This is a genomic window from Nonomuraea sp. NPDC003707 (assembly GCF_053587055.1).
The window spans coordinates 101,518-122,965 of the sequence record NZ_JBSFNK010000027.1; the positions used below are offsets into that span (position 1 = coordinate 101,518).

Genomic DNA, 21,448 nt, shown 5'->3' on the forward strand with positions numbered 1-21,448 from the left:
CCCGGCCGGGCGAGCCCCGTTCAGCCCCGTACGTGGCCGACGGCGGCGGTCACGGCGTCAGGCTGGGACGCCGCGATCGCGTGCGAGGCCCCGGCGACCTCGCGGGTCCCCCGCGACCCGGCCCGTTCGGCCATGAAGCGCAGCGCCGCGGCCGGGATGTTGAGGTCGCGCTCGCCGTGGACGAACCACGACGGCTTTGTACGCCAGCCCGGCTCGCTCGTCACCGGCACGTCGGTGAGCGCCCGTTCGGTGACCGGCCGCTGGGTCGCGGCCATCAGCGCGGCCTCCCTGGCGTCCACGTCGGCGCAGAACTGGTGGTGGAACTTGTCCGCGGCGATGCGGAACTCGTTGCCGCCGGAGCCGACCGGGTAGGCCTCCAGCGCGCCGCCGAGGGTGCTGCCCTCGAACTTGCCCGACAGCAGGAACGCGCTCTCGCCCGGCTCGGGAGCGAACGCGGCCACGTAGATCAGGGCCTGGACGGCCGGGTTGCCGGCCGCCGTCTCCGTGATCACCATGCCGCCGTACGAATGGCCGACCAGGACGATGACAGGCTGCTCGCTCATGAGTGGACCTTCCCTGCGTTCAGTTCGGTGGGCCGGGGTTCCTCGCGGAAGCCGATCTCCCGGTGGGTGCCGTCGCACAACGGCTTGTTGCCGGAATGGCCGCAACGGCACAGCGTCATCCGGTTGCGGGCCTCCAGCGGCCGGCCGTCCGACCGCACGACCGGCACCTTGCCGGTGACCCACAGCGCGCTCGCCAGCCCGTCCTCTTCCTCCAGGACCGAGATCGCCTGCGGCAGGTCGGGCTCGATCGTCTCGCCGCCGCGCTCCAGGGCGTAGCTGTAGGAGCCGGAGGGGCAGTGGTCGATGCGGCCCATGACGGTGGAGCGCACGTCGCTGTCGCCGGTGTCGGCGAGCATCGCGGCGATCGGCCTGGTGCGCCCGATGCAGAAGGCGGCATGGACGCACAGCTCCCCCACCCGCCGGGCCGAGATGCCCACCCCGTCGTGCACGTGCTGCAGCTCCTTGTACGGCCGCATGACCGCGCTCTCCGTGCCGTCGAACCCGATCACGGCGTGGGTCCCGTCGCAGAACGGCTTCGACGAAGAGTGACCGCAGCGGCACAGCGCGTAGGTGTCCTCGGTCTCCAGGGGCTCGCCGGTCTTCCAGGTCAGCGCGTCGTTGTTCTCGGCAGAGACGATCTTGCGCTTGCGTCTGAGGGGGACGCCGCCGTACACGACGTACGGGCCGTCGCGCAGCACGACGATCCGCTGCCGGTCGCCGACGCTCCACCGGCGCAGCTCGGGCGGCACGTACTCGAAGGTCGGGCCGGCCGTGGTGCCGTCTCCGTCGGGCATTCCCATCAGGGCCCGGGCCTGGGCCTTGAGCGCGTACATGGTGCCGGTGGCGGCCCCGAGCAGCTTCGGGCTGCCGTTGAACGCCCGTTCGAGCAGGTGCAGGACCGCGCAGTAGGTGTGGTTGAACTCTTCCTGCGCGGTCCTGATCGCGCTGCCCGGCTCGTGGTCGGACAGCCGCGGATTGTGGCGCATCGGACGTACGCCGGTCGGGTCCACCCAGATCGTCTCGCCGGTGGGCCCGGACTGGGGGGTGTCGCCCCGCTGGTAGCGGCGGCCGAGCTTGAGCTCCTGGAAGCGGTAGTAGTGTCCGACTTCCTGGCGTTCGGGGTGGAAGACGTCCTGGTCGCCGTCCCAGACGCCGCCGCGGGCGGTGCCCTCGCCCTGCTCGACGATCTCCTCCAGCGCCGCCAGCGCCGAGGCGAGGTCACCGACCTCGACCAGGTTCCCGGCGGTGTGGCGGAAGTGGTCGGCGCTCACCTGGCGGGCCGGGTCGCCGGTGAAGACCGCCCGTTCGCCGAGCCGTTCGCACAGGTGGCGCAGGCCCTCCTCGATGGCGGCGTAGAACTGGCCGATCGTCTCGTAGCCGTCGGCTTCGGCCGGGGCGCCGGGCGGTGCCGGTTGTTCGATCCGCAGGAACATCTCGAGGGCTTCCGGCCCGAAGGGCACCAGGGACAGCTCCAGCGAGCCGTGGGGCAGCGGCCGGGGGTGCGGCGGCAGCATCCCCGGCGTGTCCAGTCGCGGACGGCCGCCGACGGCGTTGAGCAGGTTGGCGGCCAGCGCCAGGTGCAGCATCTCCTCGACGAAGACGCTGCCCACGACCTCGACGGCTTCGGGGTTGCGCTCCGGGTCGAGCGAGTACAGCGCGCACAGGTACGGCGGCAGGGTCGCGTGTTCCAGCTCGATCGCCCACTGCAGGTGCTCGCGGAGGCTTTGGAGGGTGTCGATCCGGGTTCGCTGGGGTTCCAGGTGTTTCATCGGTGTCCTGACTCGGTTGCCGGAAGGGGGCCTGTCACGCGACGTGATCGCCGGGCCGGGAGTCGTCCTCCAGCGCCTCGACCGCGTCGAGCAGGCCCCGCAGGCCGATCTCCTCGCGCTCGGCGTCCGTCGGGTCGAACAGCCACTCGGTGACCGGCAGCTCGGCGACCTCCTCCGGATGGCTCGACTCGACCAGGGTCACCTCGGTCTCGACCTCGATCTGGAGCTCGTACAGGAAGTCGTCCTCGCCGCTGGGAACGCTCATCTTTCCTCCATGCGTGGCTTGAGTGGATGTCCGGAAGACCGGCTGACCGCGTGGATCAGCCGTACAGCGATCTGGCCGGAGGCGAACAGGCGGGTGAAGCGCTCACCCTGGTCAGCCGCCAGCGCGTACGCGGGCTCGGCCCGGTGGCGGGTCGCGATCATCGCGGCGACCTGCTCGGCGCGGCGCGACCAGGACCGCGGCGCCCCGCCGGGCTGGTCGATCTGCTCGACGATCTCGAATCCCGCGCCGGCGAGCAGCCCGAGAAGCTCCCTCTGGGTGGGGAAGTGGTTGCCGTCCGGCACCGGAAGGAGCTGCGGGCCCCGGGCGACGACCACCAGCAGCCCCAGCGAGGCGCCGGGCTTCAGCACCCGGTGGATCTCGCCGAGCACCGAGGCCTTGTCCTGTACGGTGCACAGCACCCCCAGACACCAGGCGGCGTCGGCCGACCTCGTACGGAGCGGAATCCGTCGCCCGTCCCCCGCGACGACCGGCAGCCCGAACAGCCGGGCGGCGGCCCGGCGCGCGGCCGGCATCGGCTCCAGCAGGATCGGCCGGACCCCGAACCGCTCCGCGGCCCAGGCCGCCGGCCCGCCGGCGCCCGCGCCCACGTCCAGCAGCGTGATGCCGGCCGACAGCTCGCACGCCTCGGCCAGCCAGGCCAGTGCCGCCGGACTCGCGCTGCCGCGGCAGGCGGCCGGGATGGCGTGCCGCTCCCCCAGCTGCTCGACGGCGTCGGCGGTCCAGCCGGCGACATCATCGAACTCGGCGACCATCGCCGATGCGGTCACTGCGTAACTCCTGTCCCGTCGCGGGCGCGTGCGTCGCCCGCCGGCCGTCCGGTCGCCGTCATGGCAGTCGTCGAGGCTCGGGCCGGAGGCCGGGCATGACGGCCGGGCCCGTTGGTCGCCGCGTCGCCGCCGCACCTGGAACAACCCCTCTTGCCTGGGCCGCACTACTTGCCGGCGGCGTTCCGGCGGGCCCAGTCGAGGTAGTGGACGGTGCCGAGGATCGCGTCCTCACCGGGCACCAGCGTCCGCTCGCCCGGCACGCTGCCGTAGTAGCGGGCCTGCGGGTCGGCGACCACCGTGCGCGCATCACCCCAGGCGGCCAGGGCATCGCGGAAGAACTCGTCCATCCGGACGTCGTCGGGACCGCCCACCTCGACCCGGCCGTTCAGCGGCTGCCCCACCGCGACCCGGCCGACCGCCTGGGCGACCTCCTCACCCGCGATGGGCTGGAACCGCACCGGCGCGATCCGCACCGTGTCGCCGTCCGTGGCCTCCTCCGCGATGGCGCGTACGAACTCGAAGAACTGCGTCGCGTGCACGAGCGAGAACGGGATCCCCGACTTCTCGATCAACTGCTCCTGAGCGATCTTCGCCGCGAAATAGCCGTTGTCGGGCATCCGTTCCGTGCCCACCACCGACAGCGCGACATGATGACCGACCCCGGCCGCCGCCTCCGCGGCCAGCAGGTTGCCCGTGGAGGTCTCGAAGAACTCCATCACCGCCGCGGGCTCGAACGACGGCGAGTTCGACACGTCGACCACCACCTGCGCGCCCGCCAGCACCTCCGCCAGCCCCTCACCGGTCAGCGTGTTGACACCGGTGCTCGGCGCCGCCGCCACCGCCTCGTGACCGTGCTCCCCCAGCATGGCCACCACCTTCGACCCGATCAGACCGGTCCCGCCGACCACGACGACCTTCATTGGTGCCCCCTTATTTCTCCGCCGGGGCACCCATGTGCCGACCGGTCGTCAGCTAAGACAGGGCAGCCTTGAGGCTTGTGACAGCAGCCGTGAAATCTTTTCCTTTTTTCTGGATGAAGACCTCGTCAAGGCCGCACGGTGCTATTCGACGAGTTTTCCGGCGGTTGAGACCTCGCGCATGAGCGCCGCGATCTCGGCGGGAACGGGCGGGATGGCCTCCCTGGCCACCGATCCGGGACCGGACCACACCAGGTTGACCTGCAGCGCGGGGTCGAGCTCGGGGTAGTCGGAGCGGTTGTGGCAGCCGCGGGTCTCGCGACGTTCGAGGGCGGTCTCGATCGTCGCGCGGGCGGCCAGCGCCGCGGACTTCAGGTCGAAGGCGTGGGCCAGGTCCTGGAAGCCGGCCAGGTCCGGATGCACGCCGACGTCGGCGATGCGCGCCTCCGCCGCGGCCAGTTCGGCCAGGCCCTTGCGCAGGCCGCCCTCGTCGCGCACCACGCCGGCGTGCTCCGTCATGATGTCGCGCAGGGCCCGCTGCAGCGCGCGTACGTTCTCGGGGCCGTCAGCGGCCAGGAGGTCGTCCACCTCGGCCTGTGCCGCGTCGAGCGCCTCGGCCGAGCGGCGCTGGGCGTCGAGGCCCGCGGAGTACTCGGCCGCCGTCTGACCGACGATGCGGCCGAAGACGAGGAGCTCGATGAGCGAGTTGCCGCCCAGGCGGTTGGCGCCGTGCAGGCCGCTGGCCGCCTCCCCGATCGCGTACAGGCCGTCTACCCCGGTGCCGTGGTCCTCGGGCCGCACCCAGACGCCGCCCATCGAGTAGTGCGCGGTCGGCGCGATCTCGATCGGGTCCTTGGTGATGTCGAGCATCTGCAGTTCCAGGAGCGTCTGGTAGACGCGCGGCAACCGCGTCATGATCGTCTTGCGTGGCAGATGCGACACATCCAGCCAGACGCCGCCGTCCGGGGTCCCGCGGCCTTCTTTGATCTCCGTGTACGCGGCCAGGGCGATGCGGTCGCGCGTGGACAGCTCCATCCGCTCCGGGTCGTACCTGGACATGAACCGCTCGCCGAGCTGGTTGCGCAGGATTCCGCCCTCGCCCCGGGCGGCTTCGGAGACGAGGGTGCCGGCCGCGTTCTCGGGCGCGATGAGACCGGAGGGGTGGAACTGCACCAGCTCGGCGTCGCGGATGCGGCAGCCGGCCAGGACGGCGAGGCGGAAGGAGTCGCCGGTGTTCTCGTCCCTGCGCGAGGAGGTACGCCGCCAGATCCGGGTGTGGCCCCCGGCGGCCAGGATCACCGCGTCGGCATGGATGACGTAACGGCTGCCATCGGTCAGATCGAACCCGTACGCGCCGAAGACCGCGTTGTCGCGGACGAGAATGCGCGTGATGTACACGGTGTCGAGGATGGGGACATCGAGCTGCGCCGCGCGGTTGATCAGGGTGCGCTGGATCTCCAGCCCGGTGTAGTCGCCGGCGTAGGCGGTGCGCCGGTAGGTGTGGGCGCCGAAGAAGCGCTGCGAGATGCGCCCGTCCTGTTCGCGCGCGAACGGCATGCCCCAGCGTTCGAGGTCCTCGATACCCTGCGCCGCCCCCTCGGTGACGATCTGCACCGTCTGCGGATGGGCGAGGAGATAGCTCTCCTTGAGGGTGTCGGCCGCGTGCTGCTGCCAGCTGTCCTCGGGGTCCATCGTGGCCAGCGCCGCGTTGATGCCGCCTGCCGCGAGGGAGGTGTGCGCGTCGGTCTTCGGCCGTTTGCCCACCGCGAGGACGCCGACCCCGCGCTCGGCGAGCTCGATGGCCGCCCGCAGCCCGGCTCCTCCCGTGCCGATGACCAGGACGGACGTGGCGATCCGGTGCTCTGGCGAGTGCATGGTGCTCCTTTGACAGCGTCTATGGAAAGCCGTTACGGGAGCAAGACCGGGTAGTGCCGCGATTTGTGACAGGAAGAATCTTCCTGGCCTGTACCTGGCCACCGGCCTGTCCCCGCTGTCCGGGGGGTAGCAGTCGAGGAATCGCACTTCCGGCGAGGGGGACGCCGGAGCAGGGGGCGATGGCGGTGGCCGATCTGGAGCAGGCGGCGGCGGTGTTCGCCGGTGTGCGACCACGCCTGTTCGGGATCGCGTACCGGATGCTGTCCAGCGTCACCGAAGCCGAAGACCTCGTCCAGGACGTCTGGCTGCGCTGGCAGGCCTACGACCGCGCCACCGTCGACGACCCCGCCGCGTTCCTGGCCACCACGACCACCCGGCTGGCGATCAACGCCACCCAGTCCGCCCGCGTCCGCCGCGAAACCTACCTCGGCCCCTGGCTGCCCGAACCCGTCGACACCGCCGCCGACCCCTACCTCGGCGCCGAACGCGCCGAAGCCCTGGAGTTCGCCGTCCTGCTCCTCCTGGAACGCCTCTCCCCCACCGAACGCGCCGCCTACGTGCTACGCGAGGCGTTCGACTACCCCTACCGGCAGATCGCCGACATCCTCGAACTCAACGAACCCGCCGTACGCCAACTCGTCAGCAGAGCCCGCAAACGCGTCCTCATCGCCCGCCGCACCCCCGTCACCCAAGCCGAACAACGCCGCCTCCTCACCGCCTTCGTCGCCGCCGCCCGCTCCGGCGACATGACCGCACTCGAAGAGCTCTTCGCCGCGGACGTGATCAGCTACTCCGACGGCGCCGTACGGGCCTCCCGGCTCTGGAGCGGACTCGGCGTGGCCTGGGCGAGCACGAACAGCCGAACTTCCGCACCCCTGAAACACGTCATCTCGCCCCGTTGGCGAGGGCCCCGTTGGCGAGGGCCCCGTTGGCGAGGGCCCCGTTGGCGAGGGCTACGTAGGCGTGCGCCACCTTGGCGTCGATCTCAGGGGGCACAGGGACGACGCACTGCCCGGCCGGCACGAGCCCGGGCGCGATGGCCTCCAGGCAGCGGGCCTGGAGGGTGAACCCGAGATCCATCGATTCCACCGAGTTGCCCAGCGGGCGAGGCCCGGAGTCGAGCACGGAAACGCGGGCGCGCGCCCGGCCGAAGTTGCCGGCGACGCCGCGTCCGCAGGCTCCGTAGCCGATGACGGTGACCCGGAGCCCGTTCGTGGCCCGGTTGGTGATACGCATGAACGACTCGAGCACGCTCTGGCACCCATTCCAGCTGCGGCATCGGCGTCTCCAGAAGCGGTCAGCGCAGGATGGCGTGGATCAGCGAGGCCACGCCGTCGTCGTCGTTGCTGGGCAGCAGGATACGGGCGGCCGCCTTGACCTCGGGGTGCGCGTTGGCGACGGCCGCGGGCAGGCCGGCCTCGCGGAGCATGGGAAGGTCGTTGGGCATGTCCCCGACGGCGGCCGTGGCCGTGAGGGGGATGCGCCGGTGCGCGGCCGCCCAGCGCAGGGCCTCGCCCTTGTTCGCGTGCTCCGGCGAGATCTCCAGGAAGTGCGCGGTCGAGAAGGTGGCCCGCAGCCCGGTGACCGCCTCGCCGGCGAACGCGTCGGCGAGGCGGGGCGCCGACAGCTCGGGGTGGGCCAGGAGCACCTTGACCGCGCGGTTGCCGCGAGTGGCGCGGCCGATGAGGTCGGCCGAGACGGTGTGGGGCCAGCAGCCGGGCACCAGGTCGGCGAAACCGGGTTGCAGCACCAGCTCGTGCTCGGTGTCGAGGCCCAGGACACCGCCTCGCACCGACCGTTCGGCCCAGGCGAAGACCTGCCTGAGCTGGTCGGTGGTGAAGCAGTGGTCGAACAGCACCCGCTGGGTGCGGGTGTCCCAGATCACCGCGCCGTTGCTGCAGGCGAGCAGGCCCTGGAGTCCGGCCTCCAGGGCCCAGTCCAGAGCGTCCCGGGTGGGCCGCCCGGTGGCGACCATGACCTGGAGGCCGGCGGCGCGGGCGTCGGCCAGCGCCTTCCTGGTGTCGTGGCTGAGGCCACCGGCACTGGTGAGCAGCACCCCGTCCAGATCCGTGCAGACCAGCTGGATCCGCGTCATACGGCGGCGCCCGCGGGGTCGTCGGCGGTGTCGGCGCTCCCGACCGCGAGGCACCGCTGCCCGGCCGCCAGCACGACGACGCCCACGGCCACGCCCAGCGCCCCGACGGACGCGGCCCATGGCTCCGTGGCGTGTTCCAGGACGAGGCCCGCCGCGGTCGATCCCAGGGCGATCCCCGTCGTCATCAGCGTGACCAGCCAGGCGAAGGCCTCGGTGACCGTACCGGCCGGCGCGAGCTTCCCGACCAGGACGAACGCGGCCGTCAGCACGGGCGCGAGGAAGAGCCCGGTGAGGATCATGAGGCCGGCCATGTACGGCGGGGACGGCACCAGGCACAGCAACGCGTACGCGGCGGCCAGCCCGACGGTCAGCAGCAGCGTCCGCCGCGGCGGCGAGGACGACCAGCGCACGGCGCCGTAGCCGAGACCCCCGACCAGGGCGCCGAAGGCGTTCAACGCCAGCAGAGTGGCCGCCCCGCCCACCACGTAGCGGTGCTCGGTGTAGAAGACCACCAGGACGTTGAGGCCGCCGATGGCGGCGCCGACCCCGGTCAGGCTCACCAGCAGCACGGTCAGACCGCGGCTGCGCAGCGGACCGAGCCAGTCGGGCGAGCGGACCGGCGCCTTCCAGTCGCGGGTGGGCGACGCGGTGGCGACCACGAACACGCCCAGCAGGCCCAGCAGCGCCCCCACCCACAGGGCACCCGTCGCGGACCCGGCCGCCACGCAACCGGCCACGACCAGAGGACCGCCGACGAAGACCAGCTCCTGGGAGGCCGAGTCCATGGCGTAGGCCGACTCCAGCCGGGCGGGCGGAACAAGATCAGGCCACAGCACCCGGAGGCAGGGCTCCAGCGGCGGGGTCGCCGCCCCCGCCAGGAGGGCGCCCGCGACCACGGCCACCGGCTCGGAGGGGGCCATCGCGATCGCGATCAGGCCCGCGCCGGCCGCGACGGCGGCCGGCACCAGGACCCGGACCTGGCCGACCCGATCCACCAGCCGGCCGAGCACCGGACCGCCGCCGGCGGCGGCGATGGCGAAGGCTCCGGCGGCCAGGCCGACGAAGTCGTAGCTCGCGCCCGCCTGCCGCAGGACCAGCGGGATCGCCAGCGCCGCCATCGCGCTGGGCAGCCTCCCGATCAGGGTCCCCAGCAGCAGCCGGGTCACGTACGGGGCCTGGAGCAGGCTGAAATAGCCCATCACTCGCCCCGCAGGTGCAGATGGAGCGCCACCGGTCGGTTCTTGCGCAGTTGCAGCTCGATGTCCCCGATCCCCTCGATGCGGTGGTGCGGCCGGCCCTGGGACAGGACGATCCGCCCGTCGGTGGCCAGCAGGTCCGGCGCGTCCACCAGGTGGACCGCCGTCGGCTGCCCCTGCTCGTCGAAGGTCAGCGAGACCGGCCCGCGGAAGCCGACCCGGACGACCGGCTCCTCGGCGTCACCACGGGGCTCCTCCACCGACAGGAAGCGGGTGCGCGAATCCCACCGGACCCGCGAGCCGGCGGCCTGCCCCCTGTCCCACTCGGATCGGAACCCGGCGGCGAACCGGTGCAGCAGCAGCGCCCGGTCGGCCGCCATCCGGCGCGCGGGCTCGGTGAGCATGTCCTGCTCCAGCCGGATCAGCTTCTCGTAGAGATGGGCCAGCACCGACGAGGTCTCACCCTCCTTGTAGATCTCCTTGAGAGCGGTCGCCGGGTCCCACAGCGGCTCGCCGAGCAACCCGCCGTAGGCGAAGGCCCGGCCGATGCCGATGGCCCCCATCGCGTCGAGGTTGTCGGCGTCGTGCACCGCCGCGGCGATCGCGCACCCGTCGTCGAGCTCCTCGTCGGCGAAGCGGTAGCGGCCCGTCAGCTCGACCGCGCGCAGGATCGGCGGATGCCAGTCCTGCGGCACTCCGCACCCCTCCAGCACGTCCAGCACGGCCGCGCAGGCATCCTCGGGCCGGATGGGCCGCCTGTTCTGCCGGGCCTCCTCCACCCGGTGATAGTCATGGACGTACGCCGCCACCTGCGCGATGCACGGGTCGGCGCCCGTCCGGACCGCGATCTCCCCCGCCAGGGCGGCGACCCGGTCGACGTGGCCGATGTCGTGGGCCGAATCGGCGGTCGCGAAGTCGACGACCACGCGGGCCCGCACCTTCTCGAGAATCGCATTCACCGCTGTCCGTACTCCTCACGCCAGCGCTGCGCCAGCTCCTGCTGCAGCCGCGGGTCGAGGCGGTGCAGCCCCGGCGCCCAGGTCTGCCGAGCCAGCTCACGCGTGCACAAATACAGCTCGGTGTAGACCAGGTCAAGGACCGACCCGAGGATGCTGTGCTCCATGAAGTTCACGGGCTTGCCGTCGTTGAGCAGATAGACGGTGCGGTCGGCCACCCGCAGTTCGAGCACCTCGTCGACCTCGGCCGACGTCGACGCCGCGCGCCGCAGGCCCTTGACGTCGAACTCGACCTGCTTGGAGCTTCCGCTGGCCAGCACGACGCCGTCGCGCAGGTGCGGCACGTCGGCCGTGGTGAGGGCGCGGTGGCCGGAGACGCCGATGATCACCTCGGCCCAGGAGAGCAGGTCCTGGCGCGGGCCCACGCGGAATCCGTGCACCAGGGCGGCGGACATCCGGATGTCGTCGGGATCGTAGACGGCGACCTGGACTCCGGTGCGTCGCAGGTGCTCGGCCAGAGCCGTTCCTATCCCGCCGTAGCCGAGCACGAGGACGCGGCGTTCGCTGAGGAGCCGGTAGAAGCGCAGCCGCAGGAGGCGTTCGACGCTGTAGGCCACGGACCGCCCGACCTGGACGTCCTCGAGGGCCTTCAGCGGGCTGTCGGCGATGGTGAACACCGGCAGGGGAAGCGGCGCGGCGCGCTCGTACTGCCACTGTCCTTGCTTGGTGTCCTCCACGATGCCGCGAAAGCCCGGCACCCCGGCCAGGTCCCGCACCGCCCCGGCGCAGTATCCGCCGACCTCCTGGATCATCACGGGCGGCCCGCCCTGCCGCGCGGCCCGCTGGGCGGCGGCGACCGCCATGGGCCCGACCTCCTCGATCGAGGCCGGCATGCTCACCGGAAGGTCTCCCAGCAGCGACAGCGCCTCCGGCTGGGCGCTGTAGGGCACCGGCACGATCTGGGCGAGCTCGGTGGATCGGCTCAGCGACCGCACGTACGGCACCGCGGTGTCGAGCAGGTGCGCGATCAGGATCGTGCGGGCGGGCGGCATCGGCCAGTCGGCCTGGGCGCTGCGCAGGACGGGCAGGTCGCAGGCACGCGACGCGTGCCCGGCGCGTGAGGGCAGGGGTTGGCGCTCGAGAATCGATGTCATGGGAGGTCCCCCTCGGAGAGATGGAGAGATTGCGGCGCGGCTCGACGCCGGGCGGGCGGCTTCAGACCGCCTGGAGCCGGTTCAGGCCGGTCACGGCCATGGCGGGCAGCTGCGCCGGGCGCAGTTCGATCTCGCCGATCGCGGTGTCGGCGGGTGCTTCGACAACCCACCGCACGGCTTGGGCGACAGAGGACGTCGACAGCTTGAACGGTGAGTCGTCACCGATCTCGTTGGCGATCGCGCCGGGATTGATCAGCGTGGTGCGGACCCCGTTCGGTCGCTCTTCCAGCAGGAGCACCTCGGCCAGCGCCTTCAGGGCCGCCTTACTGGCGCAGTAGGCCCCGCCGCCCTCGAAGTAGCGGCTCCCGGCGTGGCTGCCCATCAGGACGATGCTGCCCTTGCGCGGGCGCAGGTACGGCAGGGCCGCCTGGAGCAGCGGCAGCACGGAGACGATGTTGACGTCGAACGCGGCCCGCCAGTCGGGCAGGCTGAGCGTGCCGATCCTGCCCAGTGACCGCGCCACCGCGTTGACGACGAGCGCGTCGATCCGCTCCCGCCGGCGCGCGACCGTCTCGACGGCGGCTGTCACCGCATCGGCCGACTCCAGGTCGCACCGGGCTTCGGGAAGCCAGGACCGCCCCGCCGAGGTGCGGTTGAGCCCCCATACGTCCCAGCCGCCCGCGTGGAGCTCCGCGGCGATGGCCAGACCGGTGCCCCGGTTCGCCCCGGTCACGATGGCGACCGGGCGGTGCGCCTCGGTCATGCCGGGAGCCTGCCGACCAGCTCGGACCAGACGGAGACGATGTGCTCGTGGCCGGCCCCCTGCCGGAACAGGTCCTTGTCCAGAGAGTTGCCCTGGCGGTCGCGCAGCCGCATGCAGTCGGGCGATATTTCGGAGTTGATGGTGAGATCGCCTTCGGACCTCGGGCCGATGATCAGGCAGAAATCCCAGAGTTCGAGCGGCTCCAGCCACTTGCGGAGGCAGTCATTGCATTCTCGGGCAATGCGGCGGAACTCCTCGACATCCACTCCGTAGGCCCACAGATAGTCTTCGCCGATGGGCTGATCCTCGGGATCGATCCGGAAGTCGAACTTCACCACCGGCGGATGGAAGACATGGCCTTCGGGGAAGAGGCCGGGATACTTGCGGACGGTCGATCCGACGGACCGGTTTTTGACGATGACCTCGAAGGGTGGAGCCGGCACGTAGTCGGCGAGATAGGTGGTCTCGCCGAGCCGCTCCCTGAACACCGTGCGGATGCCGGAGGCGTGCAGCGCGCGGGCCGCACGCTCGTAGAAGTCGAGGCGCAGGCGCGCGGTCGCCGGCACGAGCTCGTCGCGGTCGAAGGTGTAGCTGCGCAGGCTGGGGATCAGTTCGACCATGCAGGTGCCGTCGTCGCGCCGCCAGATCCGTTTGCTGCGACCTTCGACGGCAGGCGGCCCGGTCATGCCATTCTTTGGAGGGGTCACAGAACAGCATGGTCATTCTTCTGACTGGCGATGTCAAGCATAATTCAGCCGGGAAATCTTCAGCCCTTTCCGGAGATATTCACAGATCAGGCTATTTGTATTCTCGCCCGCCTTCGCCTCAACGGATAAGCGAAATACGCGTCGATATCCTCTTTAAATGGTAGGGCCGCATGAGTCTCAGGATCGCCGCGGCGGGCTAACGTCGCGGCGTCTCGGCCCGATAACGCACCAGCGGCCCTTGCCGACCAGCCGTGCCGAGGAGACAGCCCATGAGCGACGATGTACGCGTCACGATCGAAGCGGTTCCCCGCGCGGGCCTGACCGCGCAGCAGCTGCGCCAGGCGGTCGCCGAGCACCCGGACGCGCTGGCCGCGCTCGAGGTCGCCGACGCCGAGCGGCTCACCGTGGCCTTCGCGCCCGGCCTCGGCCACGACCCCGGGGAGAACGCCCCGTTCCAGGCCACCGTGTTCGACCCGGTCGGCAACCGCGCCGTCGAGCTGCGCGGCACCCTCGACCGGCCCGAACGCGCCGAGCTGCGCCCCAGCGCCTACCGGCCGCAGCCCAGCCGCGCGGAGCTGGCGGCTGCCGCCGAGATCCTGCGCGCCGACCCGGGCTTCCCGGCCGGCGAGGACGTGGTCGTCTACCGGCCCATGCCGCCGCTGGCCGACCTGGAGAACCCCGACGGCACCACCGTGCGCCGCCCCACCCTCGGCGTCTACACCCCCGGCGAGCCCACCGGGCTGCGCCACCGCGTCGTCGCCGTCGACCTGGTCAACCGCGCCGTCGACTGGACGCCGTCCGGGATCAACGTGCGCATGCACCACGACTGCGAGCACACCGTTCCCGAGGGCGTCGACGCGCTGACCGACCGCGGCGGCCCCGACCAGGTACGGGTACGCGTGCACCGCGGCTCCACCGAGCTGTGGAACCTGCTGGTGGTGCGCCCGCGCGCCTCGGCCCCGCAGAACCCCGGCGTCGGCGGCGGCGTCGAGCTGCGCGACGTGCGCTACCGCGGCCGGCTCGTGCTCCGGCAGGCCCACGTGCCCGTCCTGAACGTCGAGTACGAGGAGGGCACGACCTTCCGCGACGACGCGAGCTTCGAGACCCGCTTCAACGCGGTCGGCACGGATCCGGTCGGCTGGGGGTGGCGGCTGTGCGACAGCCCGCCCCGTACCATCCTGGAACGCCCCTCGACCGACGCCGGCAACTTCCAGGGCGTGGCCTTCCACTACGACGGCGAGCAGCTGCGGATCGTCAGCGAGCTGGCCGCCGGCTGGTACCGCTACGCCAGCGACTGGCGCCTGGCCGACAACGGCGACATCAGCCCCCGCTTCGGGTTCGCCGCCACCGCCAACCCGATGACGTGCATGGTGCACCGCCACCACGCCTACTGGCGGCTCGATTTCGACATCGAGGGCTCGGGCAACGACGTGGTCGAGCAGATCGACGACACCGGCTCGATCATCCCCGAACCCGTGCCGATCATCCGCGAGACCTCCCGCAAACGCCGCCACCCCGCCCTGTACTGGCAGGTGCGCGACAAGTCCTCGGGCCGCGGCTACCAGATCCACCCCGGCGAGTTCGACGGCACCGCCGACGCCTACGGCGTGTCCGACCTGTGGTTCCTGCGCCACCACCCCCGCGAGCTCGACGACGGCAACCCCGGCCCGCGCGACCGGGCCGCGCTCAACCGCTTCCTCAACGGCGAGAGCCTGGACGGCACCAACGTCGTGGTCTGGTACGCCGGGCACTACTACCACGACCAGGCCCACCCGCAGCCGCACCAAGGTGAGCTGATAGGCCCGCAGCTGGTGCTCATCTAGCGGCTAATCTTGTCGCTCATGAGCCAGGTGGGACAGGCGACGGCGCGCGCTCTGCTGCGCAGACTGGCCGTCGAACAGGCCGAATGCAGAGTGCCGTCGCTGGCGGCGGCGATCGTGCGGGACGGGAGGCCGGCGTGGTTCGGCGGGCGCGGCCGGGTGGACGGCGCGCCGCCGACCCAGGCCACCCAGTACCGGATCGGGTCGATCACCAAGAGCATGGTCGCCGTCGTGGTCATGCGGCTGCGCGACGAGGGCGCGCTGCGGCTGTCCGACCCGCTGGAGGCGCACCTGCCGGGCACCCCGCTGGGCCACCTGACCATCGCCCAGCTGCTGTCGCACACCGCCGGCCTCACCGCCGAGCCACCCACCGCCTGGTGGGAGCGCACCCCCGGCGTCCCCGTCGCCGAGCTGCTGGAGCGCCTCGGGCCCGACGAGCTCAAGCACCGGCCCGGGCGGCGCTTCCACTACTCCAACGTCGGCTTCGCCCTGCTGGGCGAGCTGGTGGGCAGGCTGCGCGGCACCACCTGGCTCAAGGCGCTGCAGTTGGAGGTGCTCGACCCGCTCGGCATGAACGACACCACCGCCCGGCCGCGCATCCCGCACGCCACGGGATACGCCGTGCACCCGTACGCCGACGTGGTGCTGGCCGAGCCGGAGCACGACGCCGAGGCGATGGGGCCGGCCGGGCAGCTGTGGTCCACGCCGCACGACCTGGCGCGATGGGCCGCGTTCCTGGGCGGCGACACCGCGGGGGTGCTGTGCGGCGACACGCTGGCCGAGATGCGCGAGCCGGTCGGGGTGGACGACGGGGACTCCTGGACCGTCGGGTTCGGGCTGGGCCTGCAGCTGTCGCGCCCCGGCGGGCGGCGGCTGGCGGGGCACTCCGGGTCGATGCCGGGGTTCCTGGCCACGGTGTGGGCCGACCCGGCCGACGGGGTGGGGGTGCTGTTCATGGCCAACACCACCTCGGGGATGAACGGCTCGCTGCTGACCGACCTGCTGGACATCCTGGAGGAGTACGAGCCGCGCCTGCCGGACGAGTGGCAGCCGGTCGCCGCCGATCCCGGGCTGCTGGCGCTGACGGGGCTCTGGCATTGGGGGCCCAAGCCGTACACGCTGCGGTTGCTGCCCGAGCGCGCGCTGTCGCTGGAGCCGGTCGGGGGCGGCGGGCGGGCCTCGCGGTTCGTGCCGCAGGCCGACGGGACGTGGCTGGGGCTGGACGGCTACTACGCCGGGGAGACGCTGCGGGTGGCCGCCGACCACCTCGACCTCAACACGTTCATCTTCACCCGCACCCCGTACGACCCGCAGGCGCCGGTGCCGGGCGGGCCCGGCGACTGGCACGCCTGAGGGACGGGCACGCCGCCGCGGAGGTGGCAGCATGGTCGTGTGCGCGTGGCGATCCTGGGGCCGCTGGAGGTCGAGTCCGCCGCGGTCGGGGGCGCCCGGCTGCGCCGGCTGCTGGTGCGCCTGGCGCTGGCGGCCGGTCGCACCGTCACCGTCGAGGAGCTGGCCGCCGACCTGTGGCCCGAGGAGCCGCCCGCCGAGCCCGGCAACGCCCTGCAGTCGCTGGTCTCCCGCCTGCGCCGTGCGCTGCCGGAGGCCGGCGCGCTGGTGTCGGTGCCGGGCGGCTACCGGCTGGAGGCCGACACCGACGCGGGCGAGTTCGATCGGCTCACCGCCAGGGCCAGGCAGCACGGTGACCCGGCGGTCAGGGCCGAGCTGCTGAAGCAGGCCCTGCGCCTGTGGCGGGGGGCCGCGCTGGGCGAGGTGGCGGCGGCCCCGTTCGCGCTGGGGTACGCCACGCGCCTGGAGGAGGCCCGCCTGACGGCCGTCGAGGACCGCGCGGAGGCCGAACTGGCCCTGCTCACCCGGCCGGAACCGCGAGAACCGCCAGGAGGGCTGGCGGCTCTGGCGAGCGAGCTCGGCGAGCTGGCCGCCCGCCACCCCCTGCGCGAGCGCCTGCATGCCCTGCGCGTCCAAGCGCTGCACGCCGACGGCCGGCGGGCCGAGGCGCTGGCCGCCTACGAGGAGTGCCGCCGCCACCTGGCCGACCAGCTCGGCGCCGACCCCGGCGCCGAGCTGCGCGAGATCCACCTGGCCGTGCTGCGCTCCGAGCCGCCCCGCCCGCCGCGGACCAACCTGCGCGCCCCGCTGACCAGCTTCGTCGGCCGCGACGCCGAGCTGGCCCGCGTCCGCCGGCAGCTGCGCGCCGGCCGGCTGGTCACCCTGGTGGGCCCCGGCGGCGCGGGCAAGACGCGGCTGGCCACCACCGTCGCCGCCGAGCTCCTGGGCGAGTGCGGCGCGGCCTGGCTCGTCGAGCTGGCCCCCGTCACCGACCCCGGCGACCTGCCCCAGGCCGTGCTGGCCACCCTGGGCAACCACCGGGTGACCGGCCACCCCATCCGCCCGGTCGACACCACCGCCGCCCTGGTCGAAGCCCTGTCGGCCGGGCAGGTGCTGCTGGTGCTCGACAACTGCGAGCACCTCGTCGAGGCCGCCGCCCACCTGGCCGAGGAGCTGCTGGGCCGCTGCCCCGCACTGCGCGTCCTGACCACCAGCCGCGAACCCCTGGGCATCCTCGGCGAAACCCTCAGCCCCGTGCCGCCCCTGCCGCCCGAACCGGCCGTGCGGCTGCTGGCCGAACGCGCCGCCGCCGGCAATCCCGGCCTGAGCATCGAGCCCGCCGTGGCCGCCGAGATCTGCCGCCGCCTCGACGGGCTGCCGCTGGCGATCGAGCTGGCCGCCGCCCGGCTGCGCACCCTGACGCCCCGGCAGCTGGCCGCCCGGCTCGACGACCGCTTCCTGCTCCTGACCGGCGGCAGCCGTACGGCGCTGCCCCGCCACCAGACGCTGCGCGCGGTCGTCGCCTGGAGCTGGGACCTGCTGAACGGCCCCGAGCGCCGGCTGGCCGAGCGGCTGGCGGTCTTCGCCGGCGGGTTCGACCTGGCCGCGGCCGAACATGTCGGCGGCAGCCTCGACCTCGTTGCCGCGCTGGTGGACAAATCCCTCGTCCAGCCCGCCGACGACGGCCGCTACCGCATGCTCGAGACCATCAGGGAGTACGGGCTCGAACGCCTGGCCGACGACGGCCGCATCGCCGCCGTCCGCGCCCGGCACGCCGCCTACTTCCGCGACCTGGCCGAACACGCCGAGCCGCGGCTTCGCGGCAGCGACCAGCTCGCCTGGATCGCCCGCCTGCTGGCCGACCACGACAACATCCTGGCCGCGCTGCACCACGCCGTCGACAGCGCCGACGCCGCCACCGCGATCCGCCTGGCCGCCGCCATGGGCATCTTCTGGACCATCCGCGGCACCCGCGCCGAGTCGGCCGGCTGGATCGGGCGGGCGCTGGACGTACCCGGTGAGACGCCCACGCGGGAGCGGCTGATCGCCAGCGCCGTCTACATCATCAACGCCAGCCTTGACGGCGGCCACACCATGGTCGCCTCGGCGGCGCGCGAGCTGCGCCGGGCCGCGAGCCTGCAGGACGGGGAGGAGGCCGGGCATCCGGTGCTGGCGATGCTGCAGCCGGCGCTGGCGCTGTTCACCGACGACGCCGAGCTCGGCTTCGCCGTGATCGAGCAGCGGCTGGCGCACCCCGACCCGTGGACGCGCGGCATGCTCTACGTGACCAGGGCCGCGCTGAAGGAGAACGGCGGCGACATGGCCGGCTCGCGGGCCGACCTGCTGGCCGGCTGCGCCGAGCTGCGGCAGGCCGGCGAACGGTGGGGGTTGTCGATGGCGCTGACGTCGCTGGCCGAGACGCACGCCGTGTTCGGGGACTTCGGCCAGGGGCTGGAGGCGATGGACGAGGCCGTACGGCTGCTGCTCGAGCTCAACCCCGAGGCCGACGTCGCCCACCAGCGGGTCTGGCAGGCCTCCATCCTGGTGCGCCAAGGGGACGTCGAGCGGGCCAGGGCCGTGCTGCGAGGGCTGATCGACGCGCCGGAGGGCCGGGAGACGCCCGCCCGCAACGTCGCGTTCGCGCAGGTCGAGCTGGGCCATCTGGCCCGCCAGGAGGGAGACCTGCGGGCCGCCGAGCGCTACTACGCCGCGGCCGGCCACGCGATGGAGGACGGGACGGCGATCGCGCCGCAGTTCCGGGCGCTGCTGCTGGTCGGACAGGCCCACCTGGCGGTGGCCACGCACGACCACCAGGCGGCGGCCCGCCACGTGGAGCGGGCGGCCGAGCTGGTCGTGGCGGCGGCCGACATGCCGGTCCTGGCGCGGGTCGCGGTGGCCGTGGCCGAGCTGTGCGCGGCGCGCGGGGACCTGCTGCCGGGCGCCACCGCGCTGGGCGCCGCCGAACAACTGCGCGGCGCGCCCGACGCCGCCAACCCCGACGTGGCCCGCGTGGCGGCGCGCCTGCGCGACGACCTCGGCGAGGAGGCTTTCGCCGCGGCCTTCGCCCGCGGCCGCGCCCTCGACCGCGCCCGTGCCGTTGAGCTGGCCACCGGAGGTCCATGGTGAGGTACGTCTATGCAGGCGCCGCCGTGCACGTCCCGGCGCCGCCGGAGCAGGTGTTCGCGCTGATCACCGACTGGCCGCGGCACCGGGAGTGGATGTTCATGACCGACGCCCGCCAGGTCGGCGAGCACGCGGTCGAGGCCTACACCGGAGTGCGGCCGTTCGGATTCCTGGACACCATGACGATCACGACCTGGCAGCCCCCGTTCCTGGTGCTGGTCACCCACACCGGCCGGTTCGTACGCGGCCAAGGCGCCATCCGGATCCGGCCCCAGGACGGCGGCAGCCGCGTGATCTGGGCCGAGCGGCTGCAGGTGCCGTTCGGGCCGCTGGGCCGGGCCCTGTGGCCGCTCGCCCGCCCCGTCGGCGTCGCCCTCCTGCGCCACTCGCTGCGCAATCTGCCCGCCCTGCTGGCCCCGGGAACCCAGGCGCCGCGCCTGAACCCGTAAGGGTCAGGTGTGAACCGCCTGGCGGGCCACCGCGGCGGCGAAGGCGGAGATCACCGGGTGCGCGCGCCGCCCGTCCCCCGACAGCTCCGGCTGGAACAGCGTGCCCAGGAAGAACGGGTGACCGGGCAGCTCGGCCGCCCGCACCGCCCCGTCGTCGGCGTGCCCGGAGAACACCAGCCCGTGCTCGGCCAGCGTCCGGGTGTAGGTCTCGTTGAGCCCGTAGGAGCAGACGTAGGACTCCATCGTGATGGACTCGCCCATGATCTGCTCCATCAGCGTCCCGGGCGAGATCCGCACCCGCCCCTCGTGCCCGGCCAGCGAACACGCCAGCGGCGTCAGCAGGAACTCCCGCGCGTCCGGCTCGTTCTCGGCGTGCGCCACGTCCAGCCCGCACACGTGCCGCGCGTACTCCAGCAGCATGTGCTGGAACCCCGCGCAGGTTCCCAGGAGCGGGATCCGATGCTCCCGGGCGACGCGCGCCGCCTCCACGGCGCCCTCCTCGTCCCGGTACGGGCTGCCCGGCACGATCCAGATGCCGTCGAAGCGCTCCAGGCCGGACACGTCGGTGGTGGCGATCCAGTACGGGTCGAGCGCGATGCCGTCCCGCTCCCGCAGCGCCTCGACGACCAGCGGGATCCGGACATGCGAACGAACACTGGGGGACCGATCCCCCACAAGGGCGATTTTCATGCCCTCATCCTGAGGGCCACCCCTGGTTAAGCGCCAACGATGATTTCTGGACCTGCTATAAGCAACACTGATGGACCCTCATTTGCTGACCACGTTCGTGACCGTCGCCCGGCACGGCTCGTTCTCCGCGGCCGCCGCCGAGCTCGGCTACACCCAGTCGGCCGTCTCCCAGCAGATCGCCGCGCTGGAGGCCGACCTCGGCCTGCCGCTGCTGCTGCGCCGCCCGGTCGAGCCCACCGAGGCCGGCCGACGGCTGCTGGAGCACGCCGGGCCGCTGCTGCTGCGTCACCGGGCGGCCCGCGCCGACGTGCTGCGCGCCGCCGCCCGGCCTGGGCACCGGCTGCGGCTGGCCGCCACCCCGCTGGCCGTCAACCCCGTCGTGGCCGCCCGGCTGGCGCGGGCGCGTGCCGGGAACCCGCGCCTGGAGGTGAGCCTGCACACCTGCGGGCGCGACCAGGCCGTCGCCATGGTCGCCGAAGGGCGGGCCGACCTGGGCCTGGCCGACGGGCTGGCCGCCCCGTCCGACCCGCTGCGCCTGCTGGACGCCGGGCCGATGACGGCTGTCGGGGTGAGCGAGGAGGAGCTGGTCGTGGCCCTGCCCGCCGGTCATCCCCTGGCCGGGCGGGCGGTGCTGGCGCTGGCCGACCTGGTGGACGCGCGCTGGCTGCAGACCCCGCTGTGCCCGCTGGCCCGGCTGCGCGACCTGGTGGGCGACGGGTTCCCGGTGGGGCTGGACTATCACGGGGACAACGTGCACACCGTGCTCAACCTGGTCGCCGCCGACCACGGCCTGACCCTGCTGCCCGCCTCCGCCCTGTCCGGTGCCGCGCGCGGGGTGCCGCTGGCCGCGCCCCGGCTGGTGCACCGCGTCGAGCTGCTGCACGGCGCCCTGCCCCCGGGCCCGGCGGCCGACCTGGCCGCCGTCCTGTCCGGCTGATAACGAGCCGTCCTGTCCGGCTGACAGCGAT

The 21,448-nt window shown here is 72.9% G+C and carries 19 protein-coding genes; 6 read left to right on the plus strand and 13 right to left on the minus strand.

What is annotated here, in order from left to right:
* Positions 1–20 precede the first annotated feature (20 nt).
* From ACWDRB_RS46695 to ACWDRB_RS46720, 6 genes are all read right to left on the minus strand, one after another.
* Entirely contained in the window at positions 21–563 is a 543-nt protein-coding gene (locus ACWDRB_RS46695) for an alpha/beta fold hydrolase (protein ID WP_449905329.1), read from the minus strand.
* The gene (locus ACWDRB_RS46700) at positions 560–2,332 is read right to left on the minus strand and encodes a ferritin-like domain-containing protein (RefSeq protein ID WP_449905331.1); all 1,773 of its coding nucleotides are present in this window, start codon (positions 2,330–2,332) and stop codon (positions 560–562) included. Before ACWDRB_RS46700 ends, ACWDRB_RS46695 begins: the two co-directional genes overlap by 4 nt.
* A 34-nt stretch (positions 2,333–2,366) precedes the next feature.
* Positions 2,367–2,597, minus strand: coding sequence for a hypothetical protein (locus ACWDRB_RS46705; RefSeq protein WP_355203670.1), 231 nt, complete (start codon positions 2,595–2,597; stop codon positions 2,367–2,369).
* The gene (locus tag ACWDRB_RS46710) at positions 2,594–3,385 is read right to left on the minus strand and encodes a class I SAM-dependent methyltransferase (RefSeq protein ID WP_449905333.1); all 792 of its coding nucleotides are present in this window, start codon (positions 3,383–3,385) and stop codon (positions 2,594–2,596) included. Before ACWDRB_RS46710 ends, ACWDRB_RS46705 begins: the two co-directional genes overlap by 4 nt.
* Before the next feature lie 164 nt (positions 3,386–3,549).
* Positions 3,550–4,305, minus strand: coding sequence for an SDR family oxidoreductase (locus ACWDRB_RS46715; protein ID WP_449905335.1), 756 nt, complete (start codon positions 4,303–4,305; stop codon positions 3,550–3,552).
* 141 nt (positions 4,306–4,446) lie between these two features.
* Positions 4,447–6,177 (minus strand): L-aspartate oxidase, encoded by a 1,731-nt coding sequence (locus ACWDRB_RS46720; RefSeq protein WP_449905337.1) that lies wholly within the window; start codon positions 6,175–6,177, stop codon positions 4,447–4,449.
* Between the two features lie 179 nt (positions 6,178–6,356).
* Between ACWDRB_RS46720 and ACWDRB_RS46725 the strand changes: the two genes are divergently transcribed.
* The gene (locus ACWDRB_RS46725) at positions 6,357–7,244 is read left to right on the plus strand and encodes a sigma-70 family RNA polymerase sigma factor (RefSeq protein ID WP_449905339.1); all 888 of its coding nucleotides are present in this window, start codon (positions 6,357–6,359) and stop codon (positions 7,242–7,244) included.
* A 230-nt stretch (positions 7,245–7,474) separates the two neighbouring features.
* Here ACWDRB_RS46725 and ACWDRB_RS46730 read toward each other — a convergent pair whose 3' ends face one another.
* The 6 genes from ACWDRB_RS46730 to ACWDRB_RS46755 all read right to left on the minus strand — a co-directional run bounded on the left by ACWDRB_RS46730 (position 7,475) and on the right by ACWDRB_RS46755 (position 13,027).
* The gene (locus tag ACWDRB_RS46730; protein ID WP_449905341.1) at positions 7,475–8,272 is read right to left on the minus strand and encodes an HAD family hydrolase; all 798 of its coding nucleotides are present in this window, start codon (positions 8,270–8,272) and stop codon (positions 7,475–7,477) included.
* Complete coding sequence (locus ACWDRB_RS46735) at positions 8,269–9,471, minus strand: MFS transporter (protein ID WP_449905343.1); 1,203 nt, start codon at positions 9,469–9,471, stop codon at positions 8,269–8,271. Before ACWDRB_RS46735 ends, ACWDRB_RS46730 begins: the two co-directional genes overlap by 4 nt.
* Positions 9,471–10,427, minus strand: coding sequence for an HD domain-containing protein (locus ACWDRB_RS46740; protein ID WP_449905345.1), 957 nt, complete (start codon positions 10,425–10,427; stop codon positions 9,471–9,473). The genes ACWDRB_RS46735 and ACWDRB_RS46740 overlap by 1 nt, the downstream gene beginning before the upstream one ends.
* The gene (locus ACWDRB_RS46745; protein ID WP_350742616.1) at positions 10,424–11,578 is read right to left on the minus strand and encodes an NAD(P)-dependent oxidoreductase; all 1,155 of its coding nucleotides are present in this window, start codon (positions 11,576–11,578) and stop codon (positions 10,424–10,426) included. The genes ACWDRB_RS46740 and ACWDRB_RS46745 overlap by 4 nt, the downstream gene beginning before the upstream one ends.
* 61 nt (positions 11,579–11,639) lie before the next feature.
* Positions 11,640–12,341: an SDR family oxidoreductase gene (locus ACWDRB_RS46750; protein WP_449905347.1), complete on the minus strand. Its 702-nt coding sequence runs from the start codon at positions 12,339–12,341 to the stop codon at positions 11,640–11,642.
* A complete protein-coding gene (locus ACWDRB_RS46755) occupies positions 12,338–13,027 on the minus strand; it encodes a phosphoribosylaminoimidazolesuccinocarboxamide synthase (RefSeq protein ID WP_449905349.1) in 690 nt (229 codons plus the stop codon). The genes ACWDRB_RS46750 and ACWDRB_RS46755 overlap by 4 nt, the downstream gene beginning before the upstream one ends.
* Before the next feature lie 290 nt (positions 13,028–13,317).
* On the opposite strand from ACWDRB_RS46755, the gene ACWDRB_RS46760 reads away from it, so the two are divergent.
* From ACWDRB_RS46760 to ACWDRB_RS46775, 4 genes are read left to right on the plus strand one after another with little or no spacing between them, the layout of a single operon-like run.
* The gene (locus ACWDRB_RS46760; RefSeq protein ID WP_449905351.1) at positions 13,318–14,871 is read left to right on the plus strand and encodes a hypothetical protein; all 1,554 of its coding nucleotides are present in this window, start codon (positions 13,318–13,320) and stop codon (positions 14,869–14,871) included.
* An 18-nt stretch (positions 14,872–14,889) separates the two neighbouring features.
* Positions 14,890–16,221, plus strand: coding sequence for a serine hydrolase domain-containing protein (locus tag ACWDRB_RS46765; protein WP_449905353.1), 1,332 nt, complete (start codon positions 14,890–14,892; stop codon positions 16,219–16,221).
* Positions 16,222–16,260: 39 nt separating this feature from the next.
* Complete coding sequence (locus ACWDRB_RS46770; protein WP_449905355.1) at positions 16,261–19,344, plus strand: BTAD domain-containing putative transcriptional regulator; 3,084 nt, start codon at positions 16,261–16,263, stop codon at positions 19,342–19,344.
* Positions 19,338–19,790 (plus strand): SRPBCC family protein, encoded by a 453-nt coding sequence (locus ACWDRB_RS46775; protein WP_449905357.1) that lies wholly within the window; start codon positions 19,338–19,340, stop codon positions 19,788–19,790. Before ACWDRB_RS46770 ends, ACWDRB_RS46775 begins: the two co-directional genes overlap by 7 nt.
* A gap of 3 nt (positions 19,791–19,793) precedes the next feature.
* On the opposite strand, the gene ACWDRB_RS46780 is transcribed toward ACWDRB_RS46775, so the two are convergent.
* Positions 19,794–20,480 (minus strand): CTP synthase C-terminal region-related (seleno)protein, encoded by a 687-nt coding sequence (locus ACWDRB_RS46780; RefSeq protein ID WP_449905359.1) that lies wholly within the window; start codon positions 20,478–20,480, stop codon positions 19,794–19,796.
* A gap of 70 nt (positions 20,481–20,550) precedes the next feature.
* Between ACWDRB_RS46780 and ACWDRB_RS46785 the strand changes: the two genes are divergently transcribed.
* Positions 20,551–21,417 (plus strand): LysR family transcriptional regulator, encoded by an 867-nt coding sequence (locus tag ACWDRB_RS46785; RefSeq protein WP_449905361.1) that lies wholly within the window; start codon positions 20,551–20,553, stop codon positions 21,415–21,417.
* Positions 21,418–21,448: the final 31 nt, after the last annotated feature.